Here is a 25,927-nt window from a genome sequence, read left to right as displayed (position 1 = left end):
GTGAGATACTACAATGGTAAGTTGCATGCGCCGGGGCGGCGCGTGCTGTTTAAAGCCCATGCGAACGAAGGAGAGAGCCTCCATGATGGATATGCAAAGGCCCATGGCCGTGTTCACGGGCACGTCAAACCCCGAGCTTGCCGACAGCATCGCGAAGGAGCTCGGCGTGTCGCTGGGCAACGTCAAGCTCGAGAAGTTTGCCAACGGCGAGATCTACGCGCGCTACCAGGAGAGCGTGCGCGGTAAGGAAGTGTTCCTCATCCAGTCGGTGTGCGCCGGCGAGGGCTACGACGTGAACGACGCGCTCATGGAGCTGCTCATCATGGCCGACGCCGCCAAGCGCGCGAGCGCCCACAACGTGTCGGCCGTCATCGCGCACTACGGCTACGCGCGCCAGGACCGCAAGGCCGCCCCGCGCGAGCCCATCACGGCGAAGCTCGTGGCCGACCTGCTTGAGGCCGCCGGCGTTGACAACGTGATCACCATCGACCTGCACCAGGACGCCATTCAGGGCTTCTTCGACATCCCGGTGAACCACATGACGGCCATGACCATCTTCGTGGACTATTACAAGTCCATGGGGCTTGACACCGACAAGCTGTGCGTCGTGTCGCCTGACGTGGGGCGCGCGAAGGCCGCCAAGAAGTTCTCTACCATGCTCGACTGCGACATCGCCATCATGCACAAGGACCGCCCGAAGCACAACCAGGCCGAGATCACGGCGCTGATCGGCGACGTCACGGACAAGATCTGCGTTCTGAACGACGACATGATCGACACGGCGGGCTCGCTCGTGGCCGCGGCGGCCACGCTCAAGGCCAAGGGCGCCGCGAAGGTGTACGCCTGCGCCACGCACGGCCTGTTCAGCGGCCCGGCGTACGAGCGCATCGAGAACTCCTGCATCGAGGAGGTCGTGGTCACCAACGCCGTGCCCGTGCCGCTCGCGCGTCAGACCGGCAAGATCAAGGTGCTCTCGGTAGGCCCGCTGTTCGCCCAGACCATCAGCAACGTCTACGGCAACGGCTCGGTCTCTAGCCTGTTCGAATAGGGCGCGCGCGGGGGAGTCTCGCTGCGCGTCTGGGATGAGCTGCTCGTCATCTTCGGCTTCCGTACGGTTTCTCAGAAACCGGCGGAAGCCGCGCTGCATCAGGGGCCGCGGGGCGCTGACGATCCGGGGGCGCTCGGAGTGTCAGGGGCGCCGACGGCCGCGGGATGCTTGGGGCGTCCGGGGCGCCGACGGCTCCCGGGCGCTCGGAGTATCAGGGCGCTCAGGGGCGCCCGGCCGGTGAGTGCGTCGGGCAGAGGGACGCGCGGGGCGGCGCGAAGCTGAAAGGAATGCAAGTGTATCTTATCGTTGGCCTGGGGAATCCCGGCGAGGAGTACGCGCACACGCGCCACAACGCGGGGTTCGACGCGGTGGACGCCATCGCCGAGGAGATCGGCGTGCGCTACTGGAAGACCGAGTGCGGCTCGCTTTCGGGCAAGGGCGCCTACCGCGATATCGACGTGGTGCTCGCGAAGCCCCAGAGCTTCATGAACACCTCGGGCGGGCCGGTGAGGCAGCTGATGAACGCCTACGGGGTTGACGCCGACCACCTCGTGGTCATCCACGACGAGCTCGACATCGACCCGGGCACCATCCGCGTGAAGTTCGGCGGCGGGCACGCCGGACACAACGGCCTGCGCTCCATCTGCGACAAGACGGGCACGCGCGACTGGTTCCGCGTGCGCGTGGGCATCGGGCGCCCGCTGGGGCGCATGAACGTGGCCGACTACGTGCTCTCGCTTCCGAAGAAGGAGGCAAAGGACGACTTCGAGTACGCCGTGGGCCGCGCCGCCCAGGCCGCGCTCTGCCTGATCCAGAATGGCCTGGAGAATACCCAGCAGGAGTTCAACTAGTTCCGCCCGTTCTGACGGAGCGGGCGGAACTGCTCGATGCTGCGAAGCTTTGAGGCGCCTCGCCTTGCCGCCCCAAGCGCTCGTCGCGTACGAAGTACGCTTCCTCGCGCTTTCACGGCAATTCGAGGCATCTCAAAGCCTCTCGCTGACGCTGCGAGCGGAAAGGGAGGTTTGGTTTGAAGGGAGAGATGGCGTGATCAAGCTCAGCGAGAGGGGCAACACGTACGCGCTGTTCGCCATCGTGGTTTTGGGGTGCGCGCTCGGGTCGCTCACCCAGACGGTCATGAACGCCATGCTCGGCGGAGTGGGCGCCGACTTCGGCGTCGACGCGAGCGTGGGCCAGTGGCTCACCACCGTCTACATGCTGGGAATCGGCATCACCGTCCCCGCCGTCACCTTCCTGGCGCAGAAGATGTGCGCGAAGGACCTGGTGGCGCTTGCGCTCGGGCTGTTCGCGGCGGGCGCGGTGGTCGACTTCGTGGCCGACAGCTTCCTCGTGCTGATCCTCGGGCGCGTGCTGCAGGCGGTGGCCACGGGCATCACGCTGCCGCTCGTGCAGTCCATCGCCATGATGCGCTTCCCGTCGGGGCAGAACGGCACGGCCATGGGCATCGCCGGCATCGCCATGGGGTTCGCGCCGAACATCGGCCCGCTCATCGGCGGCGCGCTCGTGGACTCCTGGGGCTGGCGCAGCTTCTTCGTCATCCTCGCGGCGCTGCTCGTGGTCCTTCTGGCAGCCAACGCGCTTCTCGTCGCGCGCGAGGAGGCTCCCTCGAGCAGGGCCACGCTCGAGGGCGTGTCGCTCTTGCTCTCGACACTCGGCTTCGGCGGCCTTCTGCTGGCGTTCTCGAACGCGGCGAGCATGCCGGTGGCAAGCCCCGCGGTGTGGGCGCCGGCCATCCTCGGCGCGGTGTGCCTCGTGCTGTTCGTGCGGCGCCAGAAGCTCGTGGAGCGCCCGCTCATCAGCATGCGCATCTTCGAGTCGGCGCGCTACCGCGCGAGCTTCGCGGCGCAGTGCTGCCTGTTCGCGTCGTTCATGGGCATCACGCTCATCGTGCCGCTTCTCGTGCAGGGGCCCATGGGCCTCACGGCGCTCGAGGCCGGCATCGTGTTCATCCCCGCCACCATCTTCGCCATCATCGTGAACCCGCTCGCGGGCATCCTGACCGACAAGCTCGGCGCCCGCCCGGTGGTCATCGTGGCGGGGGTCCTGCTGACGGCGGGCGCGGCCTCGATGGCGCTCGTCAACGCCGACACGCCGCTGTGGCTGCTCACGCTCATGCAGACCGTGCGCGGCCTGGGCGTGAGCGCGCTCATCGGGCCTCTGAACTCGTGGGGCATGGCGGGCCTGCCGCGCGAGATCACCATGGACGCGAGCGCGTTCGTGGCCTGCGTGCGCCAGGCGTGCGCGTCTCTGGGCACGGCCGTCATGGTGCTCGTGATCGCCGCCGCATCGTCACTCGCCGCGCCGGGCGCTTTGGGATACCAGCTGGCGTTCGCGCTCTCGGCGGCGCTTTCCGCCTGCGTGCTGGCGTGCGCCGTGTGGAAGGTGCGGTAGCGCATGGCGTTTCTGCTGGGATGTGAGAAGGTCGGCGTCGAGTTCCCGACCAAGACCGTGTTCGAGGGCGTGTCGCTTGGCGTGGAGGCGGGCGACCGCATCGGCATCGTGGGGCGCAACGGCGACGGCAAGTCGACGCTGCTGCGGCTTTTGGCGGGCGAGGTGGAGGTGGACTCAGGGCGCGTGATCCGCACGCGCGGCGTGAGCGTGGGCGTGCTGGGGCAGGCTGACGAGCTCGACGACGCGTCGACGGTGGAGTGCGCGGTCGTGGGCAGCCGCCCTGAGTACGAGTGGGCCGGCGACGTGCGCGTGCGCGACGTCTTGGCCGGGCTGCTCGGCGACCTCGACTGGCACGCGCGCATCGGCGAGCTCTCGGGCGGGCAGCGCCGCCGCGTTGACCTGGCGCGCCTGCTCGTGGGCGAGTGGGACGTGCTCATGCTCGACGAGCCCACGAACCACCTGGACGTGCGCGCCATCACGTGGCTCGCGCGGCACCTGAAGGCGCGCTGGCGGCCCGGCTGCGGCGCGCTTCTGGTGGTCACGCACGACCGCTGGTTCCTCGACGAGGTGTGCCTGCGCATGTGGGAGGTGCACGACCGCGTGATCGAGCCGTTCGAAGGCGGCTTCTCGGCCTACATCATGCAGCGCGTCGAGCGCGACCGCCTGGCCGACCTCGCCGAGCAGAAGCGCCGAAACCAGCTGCGCCGCGAGCTCGCGTGGCTCTCGCGCGGCGCGCGGGCGCGTGCCACCAAGCCGAAGTTCCACGTGGCGGCGGCGCGCGAGCTCATCGCCGACGTGCCCGAGCTGCGCAACCCCCTCGAGCTCAAGCGCATGGCCATGGCGCGCCTCGGCAAGCAGGTGGTCGACCTGGAGCATGTGAGCGTGCAGTTCGGCGACCGCAAGGTGCTCGACGACGTGTCGTGGATCATCGGCCCAGGTGACCGCTTCGGCATCGTGGGCGGCAACGGCATCGGCAAGACCACGCTTCTGCGCGTGATCCAGGGGGCGCTTGCGCCTGAGCGCGGGCGCGTGAAGATCGGCGCCACGGTGCGCTTCGCGGTGCTCTCGCAGCACCTGAGCGAACTTGCGAAGTTCGGAGACGACCGCGTGCGCCAGGTGATCGGCCGCTACACGCGCCGCACCATGCTCGACGGGCGCGAGATGACGCCCGGGCAGCTGCTCGAGCGCCTGGGCTTTTCCGCCGCCGACCAGAACGAGCCGGTGTGCGACCTGTCGGGCGGGCAGAAGCGCCGGCTCGCGCTCATGCTCATCCTGCTCGACGAGCCCAACGTGCTCATCCTCGACGAGCCGGGCAACGACCTCGACACCGACATGCTGGCCGCCGTGGAGGACCTGCTCGACGGCTGGCCGGGCACGCTGCTTCTGGTCACGCACGACCGCTACCTCATGGAGCGCGTGACCGACGACCAGTTCGCCATCTTGGACGGCAAGGTGCGCCATCTGCCTGGCGGCGTGGACGAGTACCTGAGGCTGGTGGGGGAGGAAGACAAGGCGCCGCACGCGGGCGCCGGTGCTGGTGCGGCTGCGGGCGTTGGGGGTCGCGGGTCCTCCGCCTCCGGGCGAGCTCAGTCGCTCGGACAGTCCTGCTCGCACGGAAGCGCCGCCGGCGCTTCCGGCTCGTGCGGAGCTCGCTTGGTGAGCACACCCGGAGGTGGAGAGCCCGCTGCGGGCTCGCCCGAAGGCGACGCGAATGCCCCAGCGAGGCTCTCAGGGGGCGAACAGCGGCGGCTGCGCAAGCTCATGGCCTCCAACGAGAAGAAGGCCGACACGCTGCGCGGCAAGATCGAGGCGAAGCGCATCGAGATGTCGGCGGCCGACCCGTCCGACTACCTGGCGCTCACGGCCATCCAGGAGGAGATCGCCGCCTTCGAGTCCCAGATCGAGGAGCTCGAGTTCGAGTGGCTCGAAACCGCCGAGGCGCTGGGGGAGTGAAGGTTCCGCTTGCCCTGGCGAGACAAGCGGAACGGGCCGACGCTGCAAAGCGCTGATGCACTCACGGCAGGCGCTTTTGCTGGCTTTTTTGACGAGGGGAGGGTTGCTGCATGACCGAGGGAGCGTCGTTTCGCACCGTAGAGGGTCGCGCGACGGCGGAGATCGTGGAGAAGAAGAGCCGCTTCATCGGGCAGATCGCCCACGTGGAGACGGAGGAGGAGGCGCTCGCCTTCCTGGCCGAGATCCGCGCGCAGCACCGCATGGCACGGCACAACGTGTACGCCTACGTGCTGCGCGGGCAGGGCGCGGAAGGGGGCGCGACGGGGCGCGTGCGCTACTCCGACGACGGCGAGCCGGCCAAGACCGCCGGTATGCCCACGCTCGAGGCCGTCCAGCACGCCGGGCTTGCCGATGTGGCCGTGGTGGTCACGCGCTACTTCGGCGGCATCCTTTTGGGCACGGGCGGGCTCGTGCGCGCGTACACGGCCGCCACGCAGGCCGCCATCGAGGCGGCGCGGGTGGTGGTCATCTCGCAGTGCGTCGAGGTGGTGGCCGAGGTGCCCTACGCGCTCTACGAGCAGACGGTGCGCCTCGCCGAGGCGAGCGGCGCGCGCGTGATGGGAGCCGACTTCGGCGCCGAGGTGCTCGTGACCCTGCGTTTGCTCGACGGCACCCAGGACCCCCTGGTGACGGCCCTCACCGAGCTCACCCGCGGCCAAAGCGAGCTTCTGGTAAGCGCCCCCTTCGAAGCCGCCTTCTAGCGCGCGGAATTGTACATAATCTGCGCATTCGCGGCTTCAAGCTCGATCTGCCATCCTTAGGTGCGATCGTCTTCATCGATCGCGAACCTCTCAATTACGGATATCATCTCGTTTTGCGAATGCACTTCCAGCTTCTTGTAGATGTTGTACATATGACTTCGCACGGTATGAGGGGAGATCACGAGACGTTCTTGTATATAAGCTGCGTTTCGACCTTGTGCCAGGAACCTCGTGACCTCTACCTCGCGGCGGGATAGACCATAGGTCGATGCGATTCCTTGTATTTTCAGGTCAAACGATTCTTTTTCATCCAATCCCGAAGTTGAGGAAGCGGTGCTGTCCATGCTGTGATGTTCTTGGTTAGGGAAGAAGAACGCGAAGACTGTGACGAGTAGCACGGCGAAGAACAGCCTTATAGGGATAAACTCGTCAGCTCCTTCCCCGAAAAAGAAGGTAGCTATACAGATGACCAACCAACCTACAGCAAAACCTGCGGCTGGTACCGCCAGCCGTAGCGCAATTTCCTTAAAGCAAGGAGCGTTGTGCATGATGACGCATTTCCTTATGAGGAACGCGTAGTTCAAAGCCGTAAAAATCACCGAGACCGCGACGATCAGGCATGAACATACGAGGCGACCCAAACCCGAACTGTATGGCATGAATACGCAGGAAAAGACGCAAACGCAAAGGCAGACGCGCATCATGACGGTAACGCTGACCTTGATGCGCAGCATGGACAAAAGCGCGATGCACAAAGCTCCTGGGATGATGCAGCAAAGGCCCACGAAGACGGCATCCCTTCCGACAACGAAAAAGTAGGCGAATGTCATCCCGAACGTTATTCCGAACAGGAAAAATGACGACTCGATCTCTTTGCTGAAGTGAAATCCTCGTCGCAGCGAAGAAAGAGGCGGTCTCGTGTCGTTTCCTTCGGCCGCTATCGTGGTGTACCTGATTGCGCCGATGCTCACGAGCGCATAAATGCAAGCGAACCAAGGCGTGGGTACGCTTTCAGCTGACACTGCGATGACGAACGCCACGCAACCCCAAAAGAAGGACATGCCGGTGAATCGACCGTACATTTTCGTGTGCAAGCGGCTGCAGATGTCCAGCCAAGAAAGCGTATAGCAAGCGGCTGAGCAACCTGCAAAGAAGCTTGCTATGTGGAAAAGAAGAGGTGCGATTTCAATCTGGAACGACGCGACGATGCATAATGCGGGTAGGATAACAGCTGTCACAGCCTCGACTACGAGCACTATCGGAAGAAAGGGCGTGAAGGTCGTTCGCTTGCCCAGTATATGAAGGAGCACGAAGCCAGCGGGATAGCCGACAAACAAGGTCAGATGTATCAATGATCGATCAGGGAGAGCGCTCAAGCCGTCCGAAGAGCAGAACAACCAGAAGCCCGTTATGATCATCCATCCTATTGCAAGGCTGAACCCTGCTATTCCTAGCAATTCGACAGGGGAAACAGGCTTTTGGTCGCTCTCTTTCGGATGCTTCGCTTGCATGGCAAAACCTCCCTACGCTAAAGACTCCTGAGGATTAGTTTACTTTAACTTCAGGCTACTCCTATCGCTCGTTTTTCGAATGGCGGGTGCCTCTGCAGGGCATTCCCGGCGTATGCACCCGTTTTCATACAGATTTAATGAGTCTTCTCGGCTCTCATACTCGGGCATGAATTCTCGTTTGAGGTGCTTTTCCGATTGAGGGGCGCCTTTCTTGGCAATAGCTTCGTGCGCAAGGTGTCAACGAGGCACGAGAGAGGAGAAGAGATGGCCGAGCAGGTGGAATACCACTGGAGCGAAACGAATGGGCATAAGTATCGTCGTGGCTCGCGTCTGCAGAAGAGGACTGAGGTCAAGGCGCCGCTGCCATGCGCTGAAGCTCCAGATGTCCCATGGATGTGGGAGGAGGATGGGATGACCGTCATACGCGGCACCGCGCGAAGCGCGCCTGGGTGCCACAACGTGTGCGGCATCCTCAGCTATGTGAAAGACGGCAAGCTGATAAAGGTCGAAGGAGACCCGGAGGATCCCTACAATCAGGGACGCTTGTGCAGCCGGTGTCTTTGCATTCCCGATTACGTATATCACGAAGAGCGTCTGCAATATCCGATGAAACGCTCTCGGGATGATCGCGGCAAGGACAAGTTCAAACGTATCAGCTGGGACGAGGCTTACGATATCATCGTCGAGAACTTCAAGCGCATTGCTGACGAATACGGGTCGGAATACATCATGATGTGCCAGGGCACAGGTCGCGACATCCATCAGATCACGCGCCTGAATGCCTGCATAGGCTCTCCCAACGAAGGTGTTCCGTATTTCTCGGGCAACTCTTGCTACTTGCCACGCATCTCCTCGATGGCTTGCATGCTGGGCGACGCGTGCGTTATGGATTGCTCGCAGTTCCTGCCCAAGCGTTACGATGATCCACGTTATACCGTACCGGAATACTGCATCGTTTGGGGTCATCAACCTTTCTATTCGAACGCCGATGGTTTCTACGGTCATTGGATCACGGATCTGATGAAGCGCGGTATGAAGGTGGCGGTTATCGACCCGAAGCTCACTTGGATTGCTGCGAAGGCCGGCGAGGATTGGCTGCGCGTTCGCCCGGGCGGCGATGGCGCTCTTGCCATGGCCATGCTGAAGGTCATCTGCGATGAAAAGCTCTACGACAAGGACTTCTGCGATAAGTGGGTCTACGGCCTTGAGGCAGTGTGCGAACGTGTGGCCGAGATGGACCTGGATGATCTGTGCGAGAAGTCTTGGGTTTCCAAGGAAGACGTTATCCGCGTTGCACGTCGCTATGCCACCTCCAAGCCCGCGGCCATCCAGTGGGGCGTCGCGCTCGATCAGCAGACCGGTGGCCAGCAGGCAGCCCACGCTGTGACGGCGCTCTGGTGTATAACGGGCAATCTCGATGTTCCGGGCGGCAACGTGATCGGCCGTGCATGCTGGGGCATCGACCAGCCTAACTGGGTAGGCAACTGGGGCTATGATGAGCTGATCTCCCCTGAGGAACACACCAAGCGCATTGGCATCGAACGCTATCCGATGTTCGGAGCCGGTTTCCGCGTCATGAGCTCAAACGCGACCATAGAGGCTTGGCAGACTGGCAAGCCCTATAAGCCGAAAGCTGCTTACTTCGCTACGAACAACTTCTTGGCGACCATGGGAGCGCAGGCCATGACGCAGCTTGAATGGTACAAAGAGAACCTGGAGTTCGTGGTAGTGTCCGATCTGTTCATGACGCCGACCATGATGGCGCTGGCTGACGTCGTGCTTCCTGCTGCTACGTACGAAGAGCGTGACGGATTCGGTGGGCTGAACCCGTATCGCATCAGCTGCATCAACAAGGCAATCGAGCCTGTCGGTGATACGAAGGCTGACAATACGATCTTCCTCGAGCTCGGGAAACGTCTGACCGAAGCCATTCGTCCGCAGAACCAGGACATCGCCTATCCGTGGGACTCTGTCCAGGAAATGTGGGACTACGCTCTCGAGGACGGCGGCTTTACGTGGGAAGAGCTGCGTGAGTCTACATGGAAGTACCCCGAGTTCGAGTACCGCAAGTACGAGACGGGCGGATTGCGCGATGATGGCAGATTGGGCTTCCAGACCGAAACCGGTCGAGCCGAGGTCTACTCCATGGTGTTCCATCATACGTCATGGTCCGGCCTTGATCCGCTGCCGAGCTATGTCGAGCCGGTCGAGAGCCCGTACTCCAATCCAGAAGCGCTGAAAGAGCTGCCCTATGTTGTCACTTCCGGAGCGCGCGTTCCGCACTTCTTCCACTCTGAGCAGCGTCAGGTGAAGAAGCTGCGCAGCCTGCATCCCGATCCGCTCTGCTATATCCATCCGGAAACGGCCGCCAAGCATGGCATTGGGGAAGGCGACTGGATGTGGCTCGAGAACCAGCACGGCAAGTGCAAGTACAAGGCGAAGTTCGACGAGAACTACGATCCGCGCGTCATGCAGTGTGATCACGGCTGGTGGTTTCCCGAGCGCAAGGACCATGCCGAGGAGAACGTCGAGAACGAGATGGACGGCCTGTTCGGCGTCTTCGAAAGCCAGATCAACAACCTCGTGCCCTTCGATGCTGGCGTGTCCGGCTTCGGATCGAACTATAAGTCGATGATGTGCCGTATCTACAAAGATGGCGAGACGCCTGCGCCGTTGACAGTCGGCATTCCCAAGCCCGGCGTCGCTGACGACTCGACCGCTGACGGCGCCACGATCGATACGATGAATCATTCCGGAGTCGATGAGGAGGCGGTGCTATGAGCCAGCTAGGTATAAGGATCGATGTGAACTATTGCACTGGTTGCGAGGCTTGCATACTTGCCTGTCAGCAGGAGCATGGGTATTCCGAAAGGGAATACGGCATCAAGATCACGCAACTCGGACCGATTGCGATCGACAAGGTCAAAAAACACTACGAGTACGACTTCATTCCGCAGTTCACCGAGTGGTGCGACCTTTGCTCAGATCGCACGGCTAAGGGCAAGTCGCCGAGCTGCGTGCAACACTGCCAGGCGCAGTGCTTGGGCTGGGGCTCCGTGGAGGAGCTTGCGGCTAGCATCGATTCTCCGAAGCAGATGGTAGTGGCAATAAAGGAAGCCTGAGCGATGGCCGCTCAGGAAGATGGCAGAGGTTCAAGCCCCTCCGCCATGACATCAGAAAGGATGGGATAATGACAAGCGAAAACAGCAGAAAAGACGTCGGAAGCAAGACTCAGCCGTATGCATGGGTCATTCTCGTCGCGGTGTTCCTGCTCAGCGTCTCTGCGGCTCTGTTCTGGTTCTCTCCGCCGCCGCTGGCGCAGCCGATTATCGGCACGTACATCGTGCAGCTGGGACCCGAGAACATCCAGGCGAATTTCGGGGCGCTCATGAGCAACCTTGCTTGGGCGGCATTGGCGGCGGCATTGGTGGCGATGGTCGTCCAGAACAAGATCGGCATTAAATGGGTCATGGTGCTCGCCGGCGCCTTCTTGCTGGCAGGCAATGTCATCGCCGCGACTTCGGGAAGCGATTATAACCTGCTGGTGGCGAGCCGCTTTGTCGGCGGCATCGGCGTAGGCTTCGCGGGATGCTCCGCAACAACGGCCGTGTCCATCTGGTTTGCCGACGATCGCCGCGCTCTTGCGATGGCCATCTGGGCGACGTGGGTTCCTGTCGCTATGCTGGTCGGATACAACCTGATTGCCCCGTTCGCCATGAACGGCGACGTGCATATGATGTGGATCATCATTGGCGGCATCACGGCAGTAGCGTTCTTGCTGATGCTCTTCGCGTATCGCATGCCGACAGGTGGCCAGATCTCTACCAAGACGACATCACTCAAGTCCGGTTTCAAGTGGCTGGCGCAGCGCCAAGTGATAGCATTGCTGGTGTGCTTCTTCCTCTACACCTACGTTTCGAACGTGTTCGTTACCTATAACGTCACCTTCTTCACTGATACGGAAGTCGGCATGGGCATCGATCCTGCCCTCGCGTCACTCGTCGCGTCCGTTGTGTCTGCGTTCGGCATTACGGCACCACTGTTTGGCGCCATATCCGACCGCATTCAGAAGAATCGCAAGTACTTGATGATCGTTGCCGGTGCTGCATTTTACGTGGGCGCGTGCCTGCTGGCATACAAGGACTGGGGCATGATCGCATTCGCGGCATTCCTTGTCTGCGTTGCGCTTGCTAATGCGCTTCTGGTCGCTACGATTCGACCGATGATGCCGGCCTTGGTCGCACGCGGCGGTGTGACAGCCGTGACGCTCGGCATGTCTGCCATCGTTTTCCTCGGCTTCTTCGGGCAGGTGTTCACGCATCTCTTCGGTGCTGCGATCGATTCCGTTGGCTGGGCTTCGGCTAGCTGGCTCGTCGCGTTGCCGTGCGCAGCCCTCATGCTCGTTTCCGCACTGCTGGTCAAGCCTTCCGGCAAGCAGGGCGAAACTCCTTCTGCGACGCGGTCGGTGCAAGCTGACTAACCTGTTTCTTTCTCCGGCGGAGGATGCCCCTGGAGCACCCTCCGCCTCCCTCAAGCATCCTCGATCCCTCATTTTCCGAAAGAAAGGCAGCAATAAAATGGCAGAGCAATTTAAGGTTATCGATGACAACATGCACTTCTTGCCGACGAATCTCTTCACGAACAAGGAGATCCTGAACGGCTTCCTTTTCTCAGCGCCCATCACGTTGGGTGTAAAGGCCTATCTGGACAAGACTCCTGACGGCAAAAAGGATCAGATCGTGTTGGCCACTGATTCGGGCGAGGAGATTCTGAACTACGTCGAAGGTGATTACACGCTCGAGGCGAAGCTGGCCGCGATGGATGAAGCCGGCGTGGACATCGCAATGCTGCGTATGCCGGTATGGCAAGAGTGGCTGCCGCTCGAGATTTGCAAAGAAGTGAATACGCAAGCAGCTGACATGTGCAAGCGTTCCAACGGCCGTCTGGTGGCCAACGCCGTCGTGCCTCCTTGGGGTCGCTCCGAGGATCTCGATGAGGTCAAGCGCTGCATGGAGGAGCTTGGCTTCGTGGGAGTGCAGTTCGCATGCTGCTATGGCAACAAATTCTTGGATGATGAACTTTTCAGGCCGTACATGAAGTACCTGAACGAGCATAAGATCCCGGCCGTCATCCACCATACTCCTGGCCAGAATGCCTTCGCCAACTTCGAGGAGTACACGGTGCTTCGCCGTGAGCTGGGCCGCGTGAGCGTGCAGGCGGCTGCTGTTGGTCGTGAGATTTACTCTGGCATGTTCGATGAGTTCCCGAATCTGAAGTTCGTGCATACCATGCTCGGCGGTAACTGGTTTGGCTTGCAGAATCTCTGTGCGCCGCATATCTCTACGAAGAAGAAAGAGGCAATGAATCGTCTGGCGACCAATGTCACGCGCGAGGACTACTTCCGCTACCTAAAGGACAACATCTACTTTGATGCTTGCCATGCACTCTCGTGGGGCAAAGAGCAGCTCGAGTGTGCCGTGAAGGTTTGCGGTGCCGATCATATCCTGATGGGCTCTTCCTTCCCGGTGTTCTATGAGTGGCTCGCGCGTTCTGTGGAGTCGATCAACGCGCTCGATATCTCAGAAGAGGATCGCATCCTGATCTTGGGCGGGAATGCTCAGCGCATATTCAACCTCTAGGCAGAATAACGAGGCTTGGTTCTGGCGGCCCTGGTCCAGAGAAGGGTCGGGGCCGTCATCATTCAGATCTTTGTTAAGGGAGACAAGATGTCAGAAAGAACGATCGATAAGAGCACTGCGGATCCTCTGGCTAATACCGAGAAGATCACGCCACGCGCTTGGGCGATGCTCGCTGTCACGTATTTCTGCAGTATCTGTGCTCCGCTATGCCAATTCAAGGTTCCTGCGGCTGCTTCATGGCTTTTCATGGAATTCGGACCAGTCGGACTGGATCCCGTGATCTTCGGTTTGCTGATGAGCGCGCTTTCCGTCATCGGAGTAGTGCTCGCTTTCCCGGCTGCTTGGATCGCGCGGGGCATTGGGCTAAAGAACACCATATTGTTTTCGGTGGGGTGTCTTTGTGTCGGGTGCGTTGTCTTCGGCTTGGCTGACAACATTTTGATGCTCGTAGTCGGCAGATTCCTGGAAGGAGTGGGTCTCGGCTTGATCGGCGTGGCTGCACCTTCGTGCGTCACCGTATGGTTTCCGCGCCATAAGAGAGGCTTGGCATTGGGCATTTGGACTACTTGGGTACCGCTTGGCTCGGTCATCTCCTTCAACATGGTGCCGCCGCTAGCCATGGCGGGTGGTTTGACGCTTCCCATGATGGTGTTCGCGGCGGCATGCGCCATCGCCTTCATCTTGTTCGCCATCGTCTTCCGCATGCCTGAAGGCGCTATGGGAGACATGGGGATAGACGGGACGTTTCTGCAATCCTTCAAGCTGCTGAAGAGCAAGCGCATCTGGGTTCTCGGCGCAATCTTCTTCCTTTTCGCATTTGCCGTCATCGGCATAGAGAATACCTACTACAACACATTCCTTGAGACGGAGCTGGGCTTCGATGCGGCTACAGCTGGCTCGCTGGCGTCGATCACGATGTTCATCTCGCTGATCGTGGCGCCGAGCACGGGTTACATTTCCGATCGTCTGCCGCTTGGGCGCAAATACGTTATCGGCATAATCATGATGGCCCTGCTGCTCGTCACCGGCCTCATCATGTTCCACACCGGCAGCTTTGCTGTTGCGATCATGTGGGCGGTCATCGTGCTTCAAGGCATAGGCGCTGGCATGTGTGGTGGTAGCTTGCGACCCATGGCGCCGATGCTCCTTCGCAATACGGCGATGGGCGCCACCATGTCCATGGCGGTGCTGCAATTCGCTCAAAACCTCGGATCGTCGCTCGGCTCTCCTATCTTCGGCGCAGCTCTTGGTGCTCTAGGTTGGGAAATAGCAGGAATCGTACTGCAGGTTCCGTGCTATTTACTCGCGCTCGTCCTATGCTTTTTCGTGTTGCCACGAGGCAAAGACGTAACATTGCTTGACGATGTTCCTGCTGAAGACGCATGGCCTAAGGGGTTCTGATCAAGAAGGCGGAATGGTTCTCCCCGTTGCTCCAGGCCCCTTGTTGTCAAGAGCTTCCACCTGCGGCCTTGCGAGGCGGTGGCCAGGTCTTTTCTGACGAGGTTGCGCAGGTAGTCAGAGCGGCTCAGGCCGAGGCTTTGCGCGCGGGCGTCCATGGCCGCAACTCCGTCTTCGGTGTCGCGATAGGTTACGGACTTCATGCGGCTTCCGTAAAGCGCGGGCCTGCCCAGAGGGGTTGTCGTGCCGGGCTTCCAGTCGCCTGTCTCGTAAGGCTCGCTCCTGCGCGCGATGGCCTCTTCGCTGATGCCGAACATCGCTTCCAGCTGCCTATCGTCCATGCTTGCCTCCCCGTGATGCGGATTTGCGAAACGCTCGGGAATAGTGAAGTACTTTGCCTTGTGCAGCGATAGCGGGAAGAAGAGCAAGGCTCAGTGCTCAGAACTCTATCTCATCCCAGCATTCGATCGACAGCCTTGGAACGCGCTGGAACTCGCGGACGTTGCCCGTGACGAGCACGGCCTCGTGCGTGATGGCCGTTGCTGCTATGAGCATGTCATTGCCGCCTATCGAGAGCCCCCGACTTTCAAGGTTGGCCCGGATGCGGCCGTAAGCTGCGGCGCAGGTGCTGTCGAAGGGGACGATGGCGTAGGGGGCCAGGAAGCGCTCGAGCAGCAGCCGGTTTTCCCGGGGGTGAGCGCTCTTCTCCGCTCCGACGCGCAGCTCGGCTTCCACGATGGCCGGGATGGCGAAGAGCTTGGGGCTGTTCGCGCGCATGAGGTCATAGGTGTGGGGCAGCTTTCCGCGCATGAGATCGATACAGGTGCATGAGTCGAGAAAGTACATGGCAGCCACCTCAGAACGTGGGGAGGGCGCCGTCAAGCGCAGGGTCGACATCGGGTGGAACCGTAAACGTGTCATCCCTGAGCGCGCCATATACGTCCCAGTAGCCCGCGGGCCACCCGCCGTTCTCGCGGTGGTCGCGTACGAGGTTGGACACGTATTTCGAGAGCGACAGGTCTGCCAGCGCGGAGCTCTCGCGCAGGCTTGCCATGGTGGGCTCGTCAAGGTAAAGGGAAAGCTGCGGCATCGTGTCTCCTATCCGATTTGAACAAAACAAGTATAACATAAAAGTATACTTATAAGGAGTTAAAAAACGAGGGCGCGCATGACGCCCTCGTGGGGGAAGCAGGGTTGTCGGGGCTGTCTGCCTTAGCGCTTGTTGAAGGGCTCGAGGGTGGCGGGGAGGCCGTCCTCGTAGACGAGCTTGGGCTCGCCGGCGACGAGCGGGCGGAAGTAGGCGAGCGCCTCGTCGCTGATGCCCTGGTAGTCGGGCAGGATCCACTCCTGAGGGAAGTGGCGCACGTAGTTGGCGAACTCGCTTGCGGGCGCGGCGAAGAAGCGCGCGTCGTACGCGCCGCTCGCGATCTGCTCGGGCGTGCGCGGCGCCACGCCGACCACCTGGCCGGTGAACGCGGCGTCGGCGGCGCGCATGTGCGCGCTCATGCCCAGCTCGTAGGCTTCGGTGACGTCGACGAGCGACTGCGCGAAGTTCGAGGAGCGCGCGGCGCGCGAGAGGTCCTGCACCACGCCGCGGGGTGCGATGCCCGCATCCACGATCATCTGCTTGATGGTGAGCGCCGCCCCGCCCAAGACCGCGTGCGCGAAGCCGTCATGGGCCGGGTCGCCGGCGGAGACGTACGTGCCGTCGGCGTAGTGCGCGCCCTCGGACACCACGATGTAGCACTCGCCCGTCTCGTCCATCTTCCGCTGCACCTGCGCGAGGAAGGCGTCGCGGTCGAAGTCGACCTCGGGCAGCACGAGCAGATCCACGTCCCCCGTGGCGCAGCAGCTCGCGGCGAGCCAGCCTGCGTCGCGGCCCATGGTCTCGAGCACGAACACCTCGGGGCGCGTGTAGGCGTCGTAGTCGAGGCGCGTGGCGTGCGTCACCTGGCAGGCGAGCTTGGCGGCCGACGGGAAGCCGGGGCAGTGGTCGACGGGAACGAGGTCGTTGTCGACCGTCTTGGGGATGCCGACGAAGCGCTCGGGCCGGCCGTTGGCGGCGGCCCACTCCGACAGCGCGTCGACGGTGTCCATGGAGTCGTTGCCGCCGATGTAGAACATCACGTCGACGTCGTGGGCGCTCATCACCTCCACGAGGCGCTGGTAGTCGGCGTCGTTCCCGCGCTTGAGCTTGTAGCGGCAGGTGCCGAGCGCCGATGACGGCGTCTGCTTCAGGATCTCGATCTCGCGGCCGGAGAGCTCGGTGAGGTCGTACAGCTTGCCCTCGAGCACGCCCTCGATGCCGTGGATGCCGCCGAGCACGCGGTCGAAGACGGGGTTGAGCTGGTTGGCGCGGATGACGCCGGCCAGGCTCGCGTTGATGACGGCGGTGGGGCCGCCCGATTGAGCGACGAGACAGTTGCGCATGGTGGTGCCTCCTCGGGTAGGGTTTCGGTAATGGGTTCATGATACCCGATATGGCGGCGAAGCGACGGCGGGGGAGCGCCAGGCGCCACGCCCGCCGCGCGCTGTGCATCGGCCGCCCGCCGCGAGCGCCGCGCGCTGGCTTCGCGTTGGCCCCGCGTTGGCCCCGTGCTGGCTGTCATATGCCGGCTGCGCGCCGACCGCCTGCCCGTCGCCCACCCGCTGCGTCTCCCTGCGTCACCCCTGCTCGAGGTTCTCGCCGAACAGCGCGCCGATCACGTCCTCGAACATCTGCGCGGGCGTCCAGGGCTCGGCGCTCGCGGGCATGCCGAGTGAGATGTCGTAGGTCGCGGCCTCCGACAGCCGCACGCGCACGAGCTCGCCGGTGAGGCTTGACGTGGCGTCGAGCATGTTGGCCGGGCAGAACACCCCGCCGATCCCCGCCACGCTGAGCGCGAGCAGCGTCATGAGGTTCTCGGACTCCACAAGTCCGCTCGGCTTGATGCCCGCGCTCTGCAGCTCGCTGCGCGCCACGCGCCCCGATATGTCGTCGATGGTCTCGAGGAGGAACGGGCAGCTCGAAAGCCGCGCGAGCCCCTCCGACTCGAGCAGCGGCACGGCCTCGTCGCATGCGAGCCCGGTGTGCCTCTCCAGGAGATGCGGGTGGACGGCGAGCACCACTTCCTCGCGGTACAGCGGGCGCGTGGCCACGCCGGGGTGCGTGCTGTCGAAGTGCGCCACCACCACGTCGGCCTCGTTGCGCTCGGCGAGCCGCACGAGCTCCTCGTTGGTGCCTTCGATCAGCTTCACGCTCACGCCGGGCAGGCTGCGGTGGAACTGATCGATCACGTAGGGCATGAGCACGCGCCCGCGCATGTTCGAGATGCCCACCTTGAGCTTGCCCGCGCCGCCGATGGTGGCCTCGCCCACGTGGCGCAGCATGGCCGAGCGCGCGAGGTCCTGCTCCTGGGCGTAGGCGAGGAAGGTCTCGCCCGCGCGCGTGAGGGCGAGCGGCGTGCTGCGCACCACCAGCTTGCAGCCCAGCTCGCGCTCGAGCGCGGCCACGCGTGAGCTCAGCGTCTGCTGCGAGATCTGCAGCTCGTCGGAAGCGCGCGTGAACGACCCGGCCTCCACCAGCCCGACGAACCAATCCCAAGACTCAAGCACCGCTGACCTCCCCAGCTCATCTCGGCGACCTCTTCGCGTGCGCGCCTGCGCGTCCGGCGCGTGCCCGCACTTCCGCGCTCGCGTGCGCGCCCGCCTGCGTCCGATGCGCCAGCCCACGCCTACGCTCCCGCGCTCCCGCACTCCCGTGCCCGTGCTCCCGCGCCCGCACTCTCGCGCCCGCGCACCTGCAACGCTTACACGGTAAGCCAAAACGCCCCTGGTTTACCGTGAAATCTTGTGATCTCACCGAAATTTTTTGTTAAATGTCGCCGCAGGTGTATATTCGCCGCCTTTTTTCGCATAAAATGCCCACAGACTCTTTACATGAGTTTTCTGTTACCAAACAGGGAAGGGAAGAAGACATGAAGAAGAAGTTTCTCGCGCTCTTCGCCGTCGCGCTCACCGGCGTGATGGCCATGGGCCTCGTCGGCTGCGGCGGTGGCGGCGATGCGGCTAAGTCCGACGGCGGCGCGCCCGCCGAGACGGCCAACCTGCGCTTCGTGACCGGCGGCGAGTCGGGCACCTACTACGCGTACGGCAACGTGCTCGCCCAGTACGCCACCAACGGCGACTACGGCGTGGCCGTGACGGCGCTTGCCGGCAACGGCAGCCAGGCCAACGTGCAGGCGCTCCAGGACGACGACGCCGACATCGCATTCTGCCAGTCCGACGTGCTCGCCTACGCCTACGAGGGCACCAACCTGTTCGAGGGCGCCGGCTACGAGGACTTCTCCATCGTGGCTGACCTCTACCAGGAGCAGGTGCAGATCGTGACCTGCGACCCCAGCATCAAGACCGTGGCCGACCTCAAGGGCAAGACGGTCTCCGTGGGCGCCGCCGGCTCGGGCGTGTACTTCAACGCGCTTGACGTGCTGGCCGCCTACGACCTCACGCTTGACGACATCAGCCCGGTGTACCAGTCCTTCGGCGACTCCGCTGACTCCCTGAAGGACAACAAGATCGACGCCGCCTTCATCGTCGCCGGTGCCCCCACCACGGCCATCACCGACCTGTCCACCACCAAGACCGCCTATCTGGTCTCCATGGATGACGAGCACGTCGCCAAGCTGCTCGAGGCCTCCCCGTACTACGCCAAGGCCGTCATCTCCGCTGACACCTACGGCCTCGAGTCCGACGTGACCACCGTGTCGGTGGGCGCTGTGGTCATCGCCAACAACAGCGTGTCCGAGGACGCCATCTACGGCCTGACGAAGTCCATCTTCGAGGGCGCCGAGAAGAACGCCGACGCGCATGCGAAGTACAAGGAGCTCGCGATCGAGAACGCGGCCTCCATCTCCACCGTGCCGTATCATCCGGGCGCTGCCAAGTACTACGCCGAGCAGAACATCACGACGGGGTCCAAGTAGGGCTCTGACGGCATGATCCGCGCGGCGTGACCGCAAGCGCCGCGATTTGAAGCTGGCCTAAGCGAGCTTCGCCCTTGAAGGGCTGTGGCGGACGAGACGTTCGTCGCAGCCCTTCTCATGGTTTTTCAGAAGGCAAGGAGGGTAGGAGGCATGGCTCTTTTCAAGAGGAAGAAGGACGCCGAGGAGGCCGATGCCATGGTGGCCGCAATCCCCGCCGGCGACATCGACGCCGAGGAGGTCATGCGCAAGTACGACAAGGAGTCGAACACGCGCATCTGGGAGGGCATCCCGAAGATCGTGGTCACGGCCGTCATGGTGCTGTTCTCGGTGTACTGCCTGGCCATGACGCTGCTGTCGACCGAGCAGGCCGAGGCGCGCCTGGCGCGTTTCCTGGCGTTCGTCATCGTGATCGGGTATATGATGTACCCGGCGCGCAAGACCAACCACAAGGTGAACCACATCCCGTGGTACGACATCGTCCTCATGGCGGCGGGCTTCGGCGCGTTCATGTACTACGCCGTCAACTGCACCGAGATCCTGCTCATGGGCGCGCGCATCGAGCCTCTCCACGTGGCGCTCGGCATCGTGGGCATCCTGGTCTTAGTTGAGCTGTGCCGCCGCTGCGTGGGCCTGCCCATCATCATCGTGGTGGGCTGCCTGGTCATCTACGCGTTCTATTGGCAGTTCTCGTCGTCCTCGTCGGCCGACCTGTACGCCTCGGTGCGCAAGATCGTGCAGAAGCTGTTCTACACCACCTCGGGCGTCATCGGCACGCCCATCAACGTGTGCTACACCTACATCGTGCTGTTCGTGATCTTCGGCGCGTTTCTGGAGCGCACGGGCATCTCGAACTTCTTCATCTCGCTGGCCAACCGCATCGCGGGCTGGTCGAGCGGCGGCGCGGCGAAGGTGGCCGTCATCGCGTCGGCCCTGTGCGGCATGGTGTCGGGCTCGTCGGTGGGCAACACCGTGACCACCGGATCGGTGACCATCCCCATGATGAAGAAGGTGGGCTACAAGCCCGAGTTCGCCGGCGCCGTCGAGGCTGCGTCGTCCTCCGGCGGCCAGATCATGCCCCCCATCATGGGCGCGGCGGCCTTCCTCATGGCCGAGTACATGGGCATCCCCTACCTCGAGGTGGCCACGAAGGCCATCATCCCGGCGCTTCTGTACTTCGCCGGCATCTTCATCGCCGTGCACCTCGAGGCGAAGAAGCTTGGCCTCAAGGGCGTGCCGAAGAGCGAGCTTCCCACCTTCGGCTATCTGGCGAAGAACTGCTATCTGGTGCTGCCGCTCGTGCTCCTGGTGTGGCTCGTGGCCTCGGGCACGCGCACCATGGCCGCCTCGGCTGCCATCTCCATCTTGGGCGCCTTCCTCGTGGGCTTCGTGAACTTCCTGCTCACCAACTGGCGTGAGCGCGAAGAGGGCGCCACGTTCGGCGCCGTGCTCGCCGAGACGGTGAAGATCGCGCTGTTCACCTGCGCCGACGCGTTCGCCGCGGGCGCGAAGAACACCATCGCGGTGGCGGTTGCCTGCGCGATGGCCGGCATGATCGCCGGCTGCATCACGGTGACGGGCCTGGCCTCCACCATCATCAACGTGATCGTGCTCATGGCGGGCGACTTCATCATCATCGGCCTCGTGTTCACCATGGTGTGCTGCCTCATCCTGGGCATGGGCGTGCCCACCACGGCCAACTACTGCATCATGGCCTCCACCTGCGCGCCCATCCTCATGCAGCTCGGCATCGACCCGGTGTGCGCCCACTTCTTCGTGTTCTACTTCGGCATCGCGGCCGACATCACGCCGCCGGTGGCCCTCGCCGCCTACGCCGCGAGCGCCATCGCCAAGTCGCGCCCGATGGCCACGGCCGTCAACGCCACCAAGCTCGGCATCGCCAAGTTCGTGGTGCCCTACATCTTCGCGTTCAGCCCCGTGCTTTTGCTCGTGGGTGACAACGTGACCCCGGTCACGGTGGTGCTGAACACCACCACGGCGCTCGTGGGCGTGTTCGGCCTGCAGTGCGCGCTCACCAACACGCTGTTCCACCGCCACCTCAACCCGCTGTTCCGCCTGGTGCTCGCCGTGGGCGGCCTGTGCATGATGATTCCGGGTACGTTCACCGACGTCGTCGGCCTTGCTGTTATCGTGGGCATGTGCCTGGTCCAGTGGATGCTGGCGCGCAGGGACAGGGCGAATGACGTTGAGGTTTCAGCTGATGACGAGCCGACCGAGGCCGCCGCGTAGGGCGCTTCGGGCCAGGCGCCGTCGAGTGAGGAGAATCATGGCAGATAGAAACATCGTGTGGGTAACGGGCTGCAAGGGCTTCGTGGGCGGCGTGATCTCCGAGCGCTTCGAGCGCGCGGGCTACAACGTGGTCGGCACCGACGTGGAGCTGTCGGTGTGCGAGCCCGAGCGCCTCGAGGCATTCGCCGAGGAGATCCAGCCGGGCGTGATCGTCAACTGCGCGGGCATCCGCCGCGACGCGACCACGCTGGGCACGCGCGTGAAGGCCTACGAGGTGAACGCGCTCGGCGCGCGCAACATCGCGCTGGCGGCGAACACCATCGGCGCCACCATCGTGCAGGTGTCGTCTGACGACGTGTACTCCTCCAAGCTCGACGAGCCGGTGAACGAGTTCGACAGCCCGCACCCCAACACGCCCTACGGCAAGTCCAAGCGCGCCGGCGAGATGATGGTGCGCAACACCACCGACGACCACATCATCATCCGCTCGTCGTGGCTCTACCACGCGCAGAGCGGCCGCATGAAGGACATCCTCGACGCGGCGCGCGCGGGCGAGAAGTACGTCGCGCGCATGGACCAGTTCGCGGCGCCGACAAGCGTGTCGACGTACGTGGCGTTCATGCTCAAGGCCATCGAGCGGCATGCGAAGGGGACGTTCCACATCGTGAGTCGCGGCCGCGCGAGCCGCTACGACTTCGCGGCGAAGATCCTGGAGTACGCCGGCTACGAGCCGGGCAAGGTGCTCGTGCCCGAGACCGACCCGAAGACGGCCGAGAACGTGGTGCTCGAGAGCCTGATGCTCGAGATGGTAGGCGCCGACCTGCCCACCTGGGAGGACGACCTGCGCGCCTACATGGCCGAGGAGGGCCTGCTGGCGTAGGGACGTTCGCGCGCACAAGAACGAGGGCCCCGCAGCTCGGGCGAGCGGCGGGGCCCTCTTGCGTCTTGACGGGCGGCGGGGTCATCCCCGCCGCCCGCGTTGTCAGGCTATCGCGTTGTGGCGTGCGCGAGAGCTAGCGTGCCGTGGCGTATTCGACGGCCGCGCGCGTGGCCTCGCCGGCGTCGTCGAGCGCCCACACCTTGGCGCCGCGGCCCTCCACGCGGGCCTTCGCCTGCGCGTAGGCGCTTTCCGCATCCGCATCGTCGCCGAGCGCGAGCGCCTGCGTCGGGCAGTCCATCACGCAGAACGGCAGCTCTCCCGCCGCGACGCGGGGCGCGCAGAACGTGCAGCTCGGCAGGTAGATCGGCTGCCACCACATATGCAGGTCGGGGTAGACGCCGGCCGGCCGGTCGATGCCGATGCCCGAGCCGTGCGTCTTCACCTCCACGCGGTACTCGTCGTCTGCGAGGTGGTTGCCCACCTTGCAGCCCATCGCGCAGGTCCAGCAGCCAATGCAGCGGTCGATGTCGACCAACATCTTGTATGCCATGGTTCTATGCCTCCTTGCCAGCGTACTTGCGGATGTTGCACCAGGAGTCCCAGTAGCAGTCGGTCGAGCCCGTGAGCGAGCTCATCGACTCCACGTAGGGGTTGGGGTGATGCCCGGCGGCCAGCCAGTCGGCGAACCACTTGTCCTCAAGCGGCCCCTGCGAGTCCTGCCCCGCGCACTGGGCCGTGATCTCGGCGTACGTGCCCTCCTCGAACTGACGGCGGCGCCAGCCGAACCACACGTGCACGGTGCCCTCGGGGATGCTCTCGTCCAGGTCGAGGCGCGTCACCACGTGCCCGCGGTCGTTGTACACCTCCACCTTGTCATCCTGCGCCAGGCCCGCCCGCTCGGCGTCGGCCGGGTTCAGGCGCGTGGCCGGCGTCTCGCCCGAGAGCTTCACGGTGATGGGGTCGTCGGTGAAGCTCGACTGCATGAAGAAGCGCTGGCGGCCGGTGAACAGCTGGTACGGGTAGTCCTTCGACTTGCCGATCTTGTTCGGCTCGAGCACGCGCGTCGTTGCCATGCCCAGGTCGGCCAGCTTCTCCGCGTAGATGACCTCCATGCGCCCCGTCTCGTTGTCGAGCACCTCCGCGGGGTTGAGGTACGGCGTGTACTTCGGCTCGGGCGGCGCGGCGGCGCGGATGATCTTCTCCTCCTTGAGGCGCGCGTAGGTGACGGGCGGCTGAATGCCCGCTACCAGCGGGTACTTCGTCTGCAGGCGGATGTCGATGTACTCGGGGATGGACATGGTGAAGTAGTCGCCGAGGTCCACGCGCTTCGCGAGCTCGCTGAACACCCACACGGGCTCGTGGCCGTCGACCTGCGGCTCGATGGCCGGTTCCTGCAGGATGAGGTGGTTGTAGCACGCGCCGGTGATGAGGTCCTCCCGCTCGAACGACATGAGGTCGGGCAGCACGTAGTCGGCGATCTCGCCGGTGTCGGTGAGCCACACGTCATAGTCCACCACCAGCTCCATGTCGCGCACCACGTCGAGCCAGCGCTGGCGGTCGGGCTGCTGGTGCACGGGGTTGCCGCTGCACACGATGAGCGCCTTGTACGGGCTGTCATCAGCCTCGGCGGCGGCGAACCACTGTGCCATGCGCACGGGCACCGACTTCACGTTCGCCGCGCCGTCGGGGCAGCTGATCGGCGCGTCGTTGAACACCAGAGGCCAGCTCTGCAGCTGCAGAGCCTCGAAGACGCCGCTTCTCGGCTTGCCGAGGCGGCCCGTCAGGCACCCGAGCAGCAGGAACTGGCGGTACGTCTCGTTGGAGTTGCGGTAGCGCAGGCCGTAGCCGCTCAGGATGAAGGCGTTCTCGGCCTCCACCCAGTCGCGCGCGAGGCGCTCGGCGTCCGCGGCCGTGATGCCGCACTTCTCGGCGGCCAGCTCGAACGTGTACTCCGCCGACGAGTCCTTCAGCTTCTGCAGCGCCGTGGTGAGGCTGCGCCCGTCAACCTGGTAGGTGCCGAACAGCTGCACGTCGGCGCCCTCGGGGTAGTCTCCGCGCTTGGGCGCGACGGGAGCGGGCGTGCCCGACGCCGCGTCCCATACCAGGAAGTTGCCTTCCGCGTCGCGTGCGAGCTGGCCCGTCTCGTCGTCGACGAGGTAGGCCGCGATGGAGCGCGCCAGCAGGTAGTCGTTCGCCTGCAGGTCGTTCTGCAGGATGTAGTTCACCATGGCCATGGCGAGGTAGCCGTCGCTCGCCGGCTTCATGCCCACGAACTCGTCGGCGAACCCGGCCGTGCCGTCGAAGATGAGGCCCAAATCAACGATGCGCGCCCCTGCTTCGCGCGCACGCACGAGGTTCTGGGCGCAGCGCATCTGGTTCTCGATGGGGTTGCAGCCCCAGACGTAGATGAGGTCGGTGCCCACCATGATGCGCGGGTCGACCACCGTGCGCGGGAACTCGCTGCCCGCGTTGTAGAACTCGGCGTAGAACGGCCCGTTGTCGAGGCCGATGGACCCGAGCGGCACTGTGACGCCGAACGTGTTGGCGAAGCGGAACGGCATGAGGTTCTCGAAGCTGTACTGCGCGGGCACGCCGGCGCCGAGGTTCCACAGCACCACCGAGGAGGCGCCGTAGGTGTCGCGGACGTGGCACAGCTTCTCGCCGATCTCGTCAAGCGCCTGGTCCCAGCTGATCTCCTCCCACTGGCCGCCTCCGCGCTCGCCGACGCGCTTGAGCGGCTTCCGCAGGCGCTTCGGGTCGTACGGCTGGCGCCCGGCAAGGCAGCCCTTCTGGCAGATGTGCCCGTCGGGCTCCTCGGGGGCCGAGTAGACGATGCGCTCCATGCGCTCGATCTTGCCATCCTTCACGATGGTCTTGAGCGCGCAGTAGTCATGGTCTCCCCAGCCAGGACATGCGGTGTATACGAAAGACTCTTCCGCCATTTCAGCTCCTCTCGCTCGCTGACGGGGCGACGGGGCGCAAACCCGCTGCCCACATGCGTTGTCCAGCGCTGCCTCGAGCGCTGCCGGCTCGTTCGCTATCGCGCGGGTGGAGGGATTGCGCTCCCGTCGTCCCGAACGCACGAGCCTATGTCTAGGTTACGCCTGATGCGCGGGGGAG

General features: G+C 63.6%; 20 protein-coding genes. 13 read left to right on the top strand and 7 right to left on the bottom strand.

The window, feature by feature from the left end; translation table 11 throughout:
• The first annotated feature begins 82 nt into the window (after nucleotides 1–82).
• The 5 genes from G7Y50_RS03295 to G7Y50_RS03275 all read left to right on the top strand — a co-directional run bounded on the left by G7Y50_RS03295 (nucleotide 83) and on the right by G7Y50_RS03275 (nucleotide 6,171).
• Nucleotides 83–1,048: a ribose-phosphate pyrophosphokinase gene (locus G7Y50_RS03295; protein WP_165054245.1), complete on the top strand. Its 966-nt coding sequence runs from the start codon at nucleotides 83–85 to the stop codon at nucleotides 1,046–1,048.
• 293 nt (nucleotides 1,049–1,341) lie between these two features.
• Nucleotides 1,342–1,899, top strand: coding sequence for an aminoacyl-tRNA hydrolase (gene pth, locus G7Y50_RS03290; protein ID WP_165054241.1), 558 nt, complete (start codon nucleotides 1,342–1,344; stop codon nucleotides 1,897–1,899).
• Between the two features lie 193 nt (nucleotides 1,900–2,092).
• Entirely contained in the window at nucleotides 2,093–3,457 is a 1,365-nt protein-coding gene (locus G7Y50_RS03285; RefSeq protein WP_241156488.1) for a DHA2 family efflux MFS transporter permease subunit, read from the top strand.
• A gap of 3 nt (nucleotides 3,458–3,460) precedes the next feature.
• A complete protein-coding gene (locus G7Y50_RS03280; protein WP_165054235.1) occupies nucleotides 3,461–5,410 on the top strand; it encodes an ABC-F family ATP-binding cassette domain-containing protein in 1,950 nt (649 codons plus the stop codon).
• 110 nt (nucleotides 5,411–5,520) lie between these two features.
• Nucleotides 5,521–6,171 carry a YigZ family protein gene (locus G7Y50_RS03275; RefSeq protein WP_165054232.1) on the top strand — a complete coding sequence of 217 codons (651 nt, stop codon included), beginning with the start codon at nucleotides 5,521–5,523 and terminating at the stop codon, nucleotides 6,169–6,171.
• A gap of 56 nt (nucleotides 6,172–6,227) precedes the next feature.
• Here the strand turns inward: G7Y50_RS03275 and G7Y50_RS03270 are convergent, their stop codons facing one another.
• The gene (locus G7Y50_RS03270) at nucleotides 6,228–7,682 is read right to left on the bottom strand and encodes a helix-turn-helix transcriptional regulator (RefSeq protein WP_165054229.1); all 1,455 of its coding nucleotides are present in this window, start codon (nucleotides 7,680–7,682) and stop codon (nucleotides 6,228–6,230) included.
• Nucleotides 7,683–7,946: 264 nt separating this feature from the next.
• Here G7Y50_RS03270 and G7Y50_RS03265 point away from each other — a divergent pair, with 264 nt between their 5' ends.
• The 5 genes from G7Y50_RS03265 to G7Y50_RS03245 all read left to right on the top strand — a co-directional run bounded on the left by G7Y50_RS03265 (nucleotide 7,947) and on the right by G7Y50_RS03245 (nucleotide 14,722).
• Nucleotides 7,947–10,463 (top strand): molybdopterin-dependent oxidoreductase, encoded by a 2,517-nt coding sequence (locus tag G7Y50_RS03265; RefSeq protein WP_165054225.1) that lies wholly within the window; start codon nucleotides 7,947–7,949, stop codon nucleotides 10,461–10,463.
• The gene (locus G7Y50_RS03260) at nucleotides 10,460–10,804 is read left to right on the top strand and encodes an oxidoreductase (RefSeq protein ID WP_165054222.1); all 345 of its coding nucleotides are present in this window, start codon (nucleotides 10,460–10,462) and stop codon (nucleotides 10,802–10,804) included. Before G7Y50_RS03265 ends, G7Y50_RS03260 begins: the two co-directional genes overlap by 4 nt.
• A gap of 68 nt (nucleotides 10,805–10,872) precedes the next feature.
• A complete protein-coding gene (locus G7Y50_RS03255) occupies nucleotides 10,873–12,162 on the top strand; it encodes a nitrate/nitrite transporter (protein WP_165054219.1) in 1,290 nt (429 codons plus the stop codon).
• A 97-nt stretch (nucleotides 12,163–12,259) separates the two neighbouring features.
• Nucleotides 12,260–13,321, top strand: coding sequence for an amidohydrolase family protein (locus G7Y50_RS03250; RefSeq protein WP_165054216.1), 1,062 nt, complete (start codon nucleotides 12,260–12,262; stop codon nucleotides 13,319–13,321).
• Nucleotides 13,322–13,408: 87 nt separating this feature from the next.
• Complete coding sequence (locus G7Y50_RS03245; RefSeq protein WP_165054213.1) at nucleotides 13,409–14,722, top strand: nitrate/nitrite transporter; 1,314 nt, start codon at nucleotides 13,409–13,411, stop codon at nucleotides 14,720–14,722.
• Nucleotides 14,723–15,157: 435 nt separating this feature from the next.
• On the opposite strand, the gene G7Y50_RS03240 is transcribed toward G7Y50_RS03245, so the two are convergent.
• From G7Y50_RS03240 to G7Y50_RS03225, 4 genes are all read right to left on the bottom strand, one after another.
• On the bottom strand, nucleotides 15,158–15,565 hold the full coding sequence (locus G7Y50_RS03240; RefSeq protein WP_165054210.1) for a type II toxin-antitoxin system VapC family toxin: 408 nt from the start codon (nucleotides 15,563–15,565) through the stop codon (nucleotides 15,158–15,160).
• A gap of 10 nt (nucleotides 15,566–15,575) precedes the next feature.
• Nucleotides 15,576–15,809, bottom strand: a complete 234-nt coding sequence (locus G7Y50_RS03235; RefSeq protein WP_165054207.1) for an antitoxin — start codon at nucleotides 15,807–15,809, stop codon at nucleotides 15,576–15,578.
• Nucleotides 15,810–15,931: 122 nt separating this feature from the next.
• The gene (locus tag G7Y50_RS03230; protein WP_165054202.1) at nucleotides 15,932–17,149 is read right to left on the bottom strand and encodes a diphosphate--fructose-6-phosphate 1-phosphotransferase; all 1,218 of its coding nucleotides are present in this window, start codon (nucleotides 17,147–17,149) and stop codon (nucleotides 15,932–15,934) included.
• A gap of 234 nt (nucleotides 17,150–17,383) precedes the next feature.
• On the bottom strand, nucleotides 17,384–18,313 hold the full coding sequence (locus tag G7Y50_RS03225) for a LysR family transcriptional regulator (RefSeq protein WP_165054198.1): 930 nt from the start codon (nucleotides 18,311–18,313) through the stop codon (nucleotides 17,384–17,386).
• A 362-nt stretch (nucleotides 18,314–18,675) separates the two neighbouring features.
• On the opposite strand from G7Y50_RS03225, the gene G7Y50_RS03220 reads away from it, so the two are divergent.
• The 3 genes from G7Y50_RS03220 to G7Y50_RS03210 all read left to right on the top strand — a co-directional run bounded on the left by G7Y50_RS03220 (nucleotide 18,676) and on the right by G7Y50_RS03210 (nucleotide 22,807).
• Entirely contained in the window at nucleotides 18,676–19,680 is a 1,005-nt protein-coding gene (locus tag G7Y50_RS03220) for a TAXI family TRAP transporter solute-binding subunit (RefSeq protein WP_165054195.1), read from the top strand.
• Between the two features lie 150 nt (nucleotides 19,681–19,830).
• Nucleotides 19,831–21,927 carry a TRAP transporter fused permease subunit gene (locus G7Y50_RS03215; RefSeq protein ID WP_206214749.1) on the top strand — a complete coding sequence of 699 codons (2,097 nt, stop codon included), beginning with the start codon at nucleotides 19,831–19,833 and terminating at the stop codon, nucleotides 21,925–21,927.
• A gap of 37 nt (nucleotides 21,928–21,964) precedes the next feature.
• Nucleotides 21,965–22,807: an NAD(P)-dependent oxidoreductase gene (locus G7Y50_RS03210; RefSeq protein ID WP_165054192.1), complete on the top strand. Its 843-nt coding sequence runs from the start codon at nucleotides 21,965–21,967 to the stop codon at nucleotides 22,805–22,807.
• Between the two features lie 133 nt (nucleotides 22,808–22,940).
• Here the strand turns inward: G7Y50_RS03210 and G7Y50_RS03205 are convergent, their stop codons facing one another.
• Both G7Y50_RS03205 and G7Y50_RS03200 read right to left on the bottom strand, forming a co-directional pair.
• Nucleotides 22,941–23,357, bottom strand: coding sequence for a 4Fe-4S dicluster domain-containing protein (locus G7Y50_RS03205; protein ID WP_165054189.1), 417 nt, complete (start codon nucleotides 23,355–23,357; stop codon nucleotides 22,941–22,943).
• A 4-nt stretch (nucleotides 23,358–23,361) separates the two neighbouring features.
• Nucleotides 23,362–25,749 carry a molybdopterin-dependent oxidoreductase gene (locus G7Y50_RS03200; protein WP_165054186.1) on the bottom strand — a complete coding sequence of 796 codons (2,388 nt, stop codon included), beginning with the start codon at nucleotides 25,747–25,749 and terminating at the stop codon, nucleotides 23,362–23,364.
• Nucleotides 25,750–25,927: the final 178 nt, after the last annotated feature.

The organism is Adlercreutzia sp. ZJ176 (assembly GCF_011038975.1).
GTDB lineage: Bacteria > Actinomycetota > Coriobacteriia > Coriobacteriales > Eggerthellaceae > CAAEEV01.
Note: the sequence above shows the minus strand (reverse complement) of the source record. Positions and strands in the feature narration are given on the sequence as shown.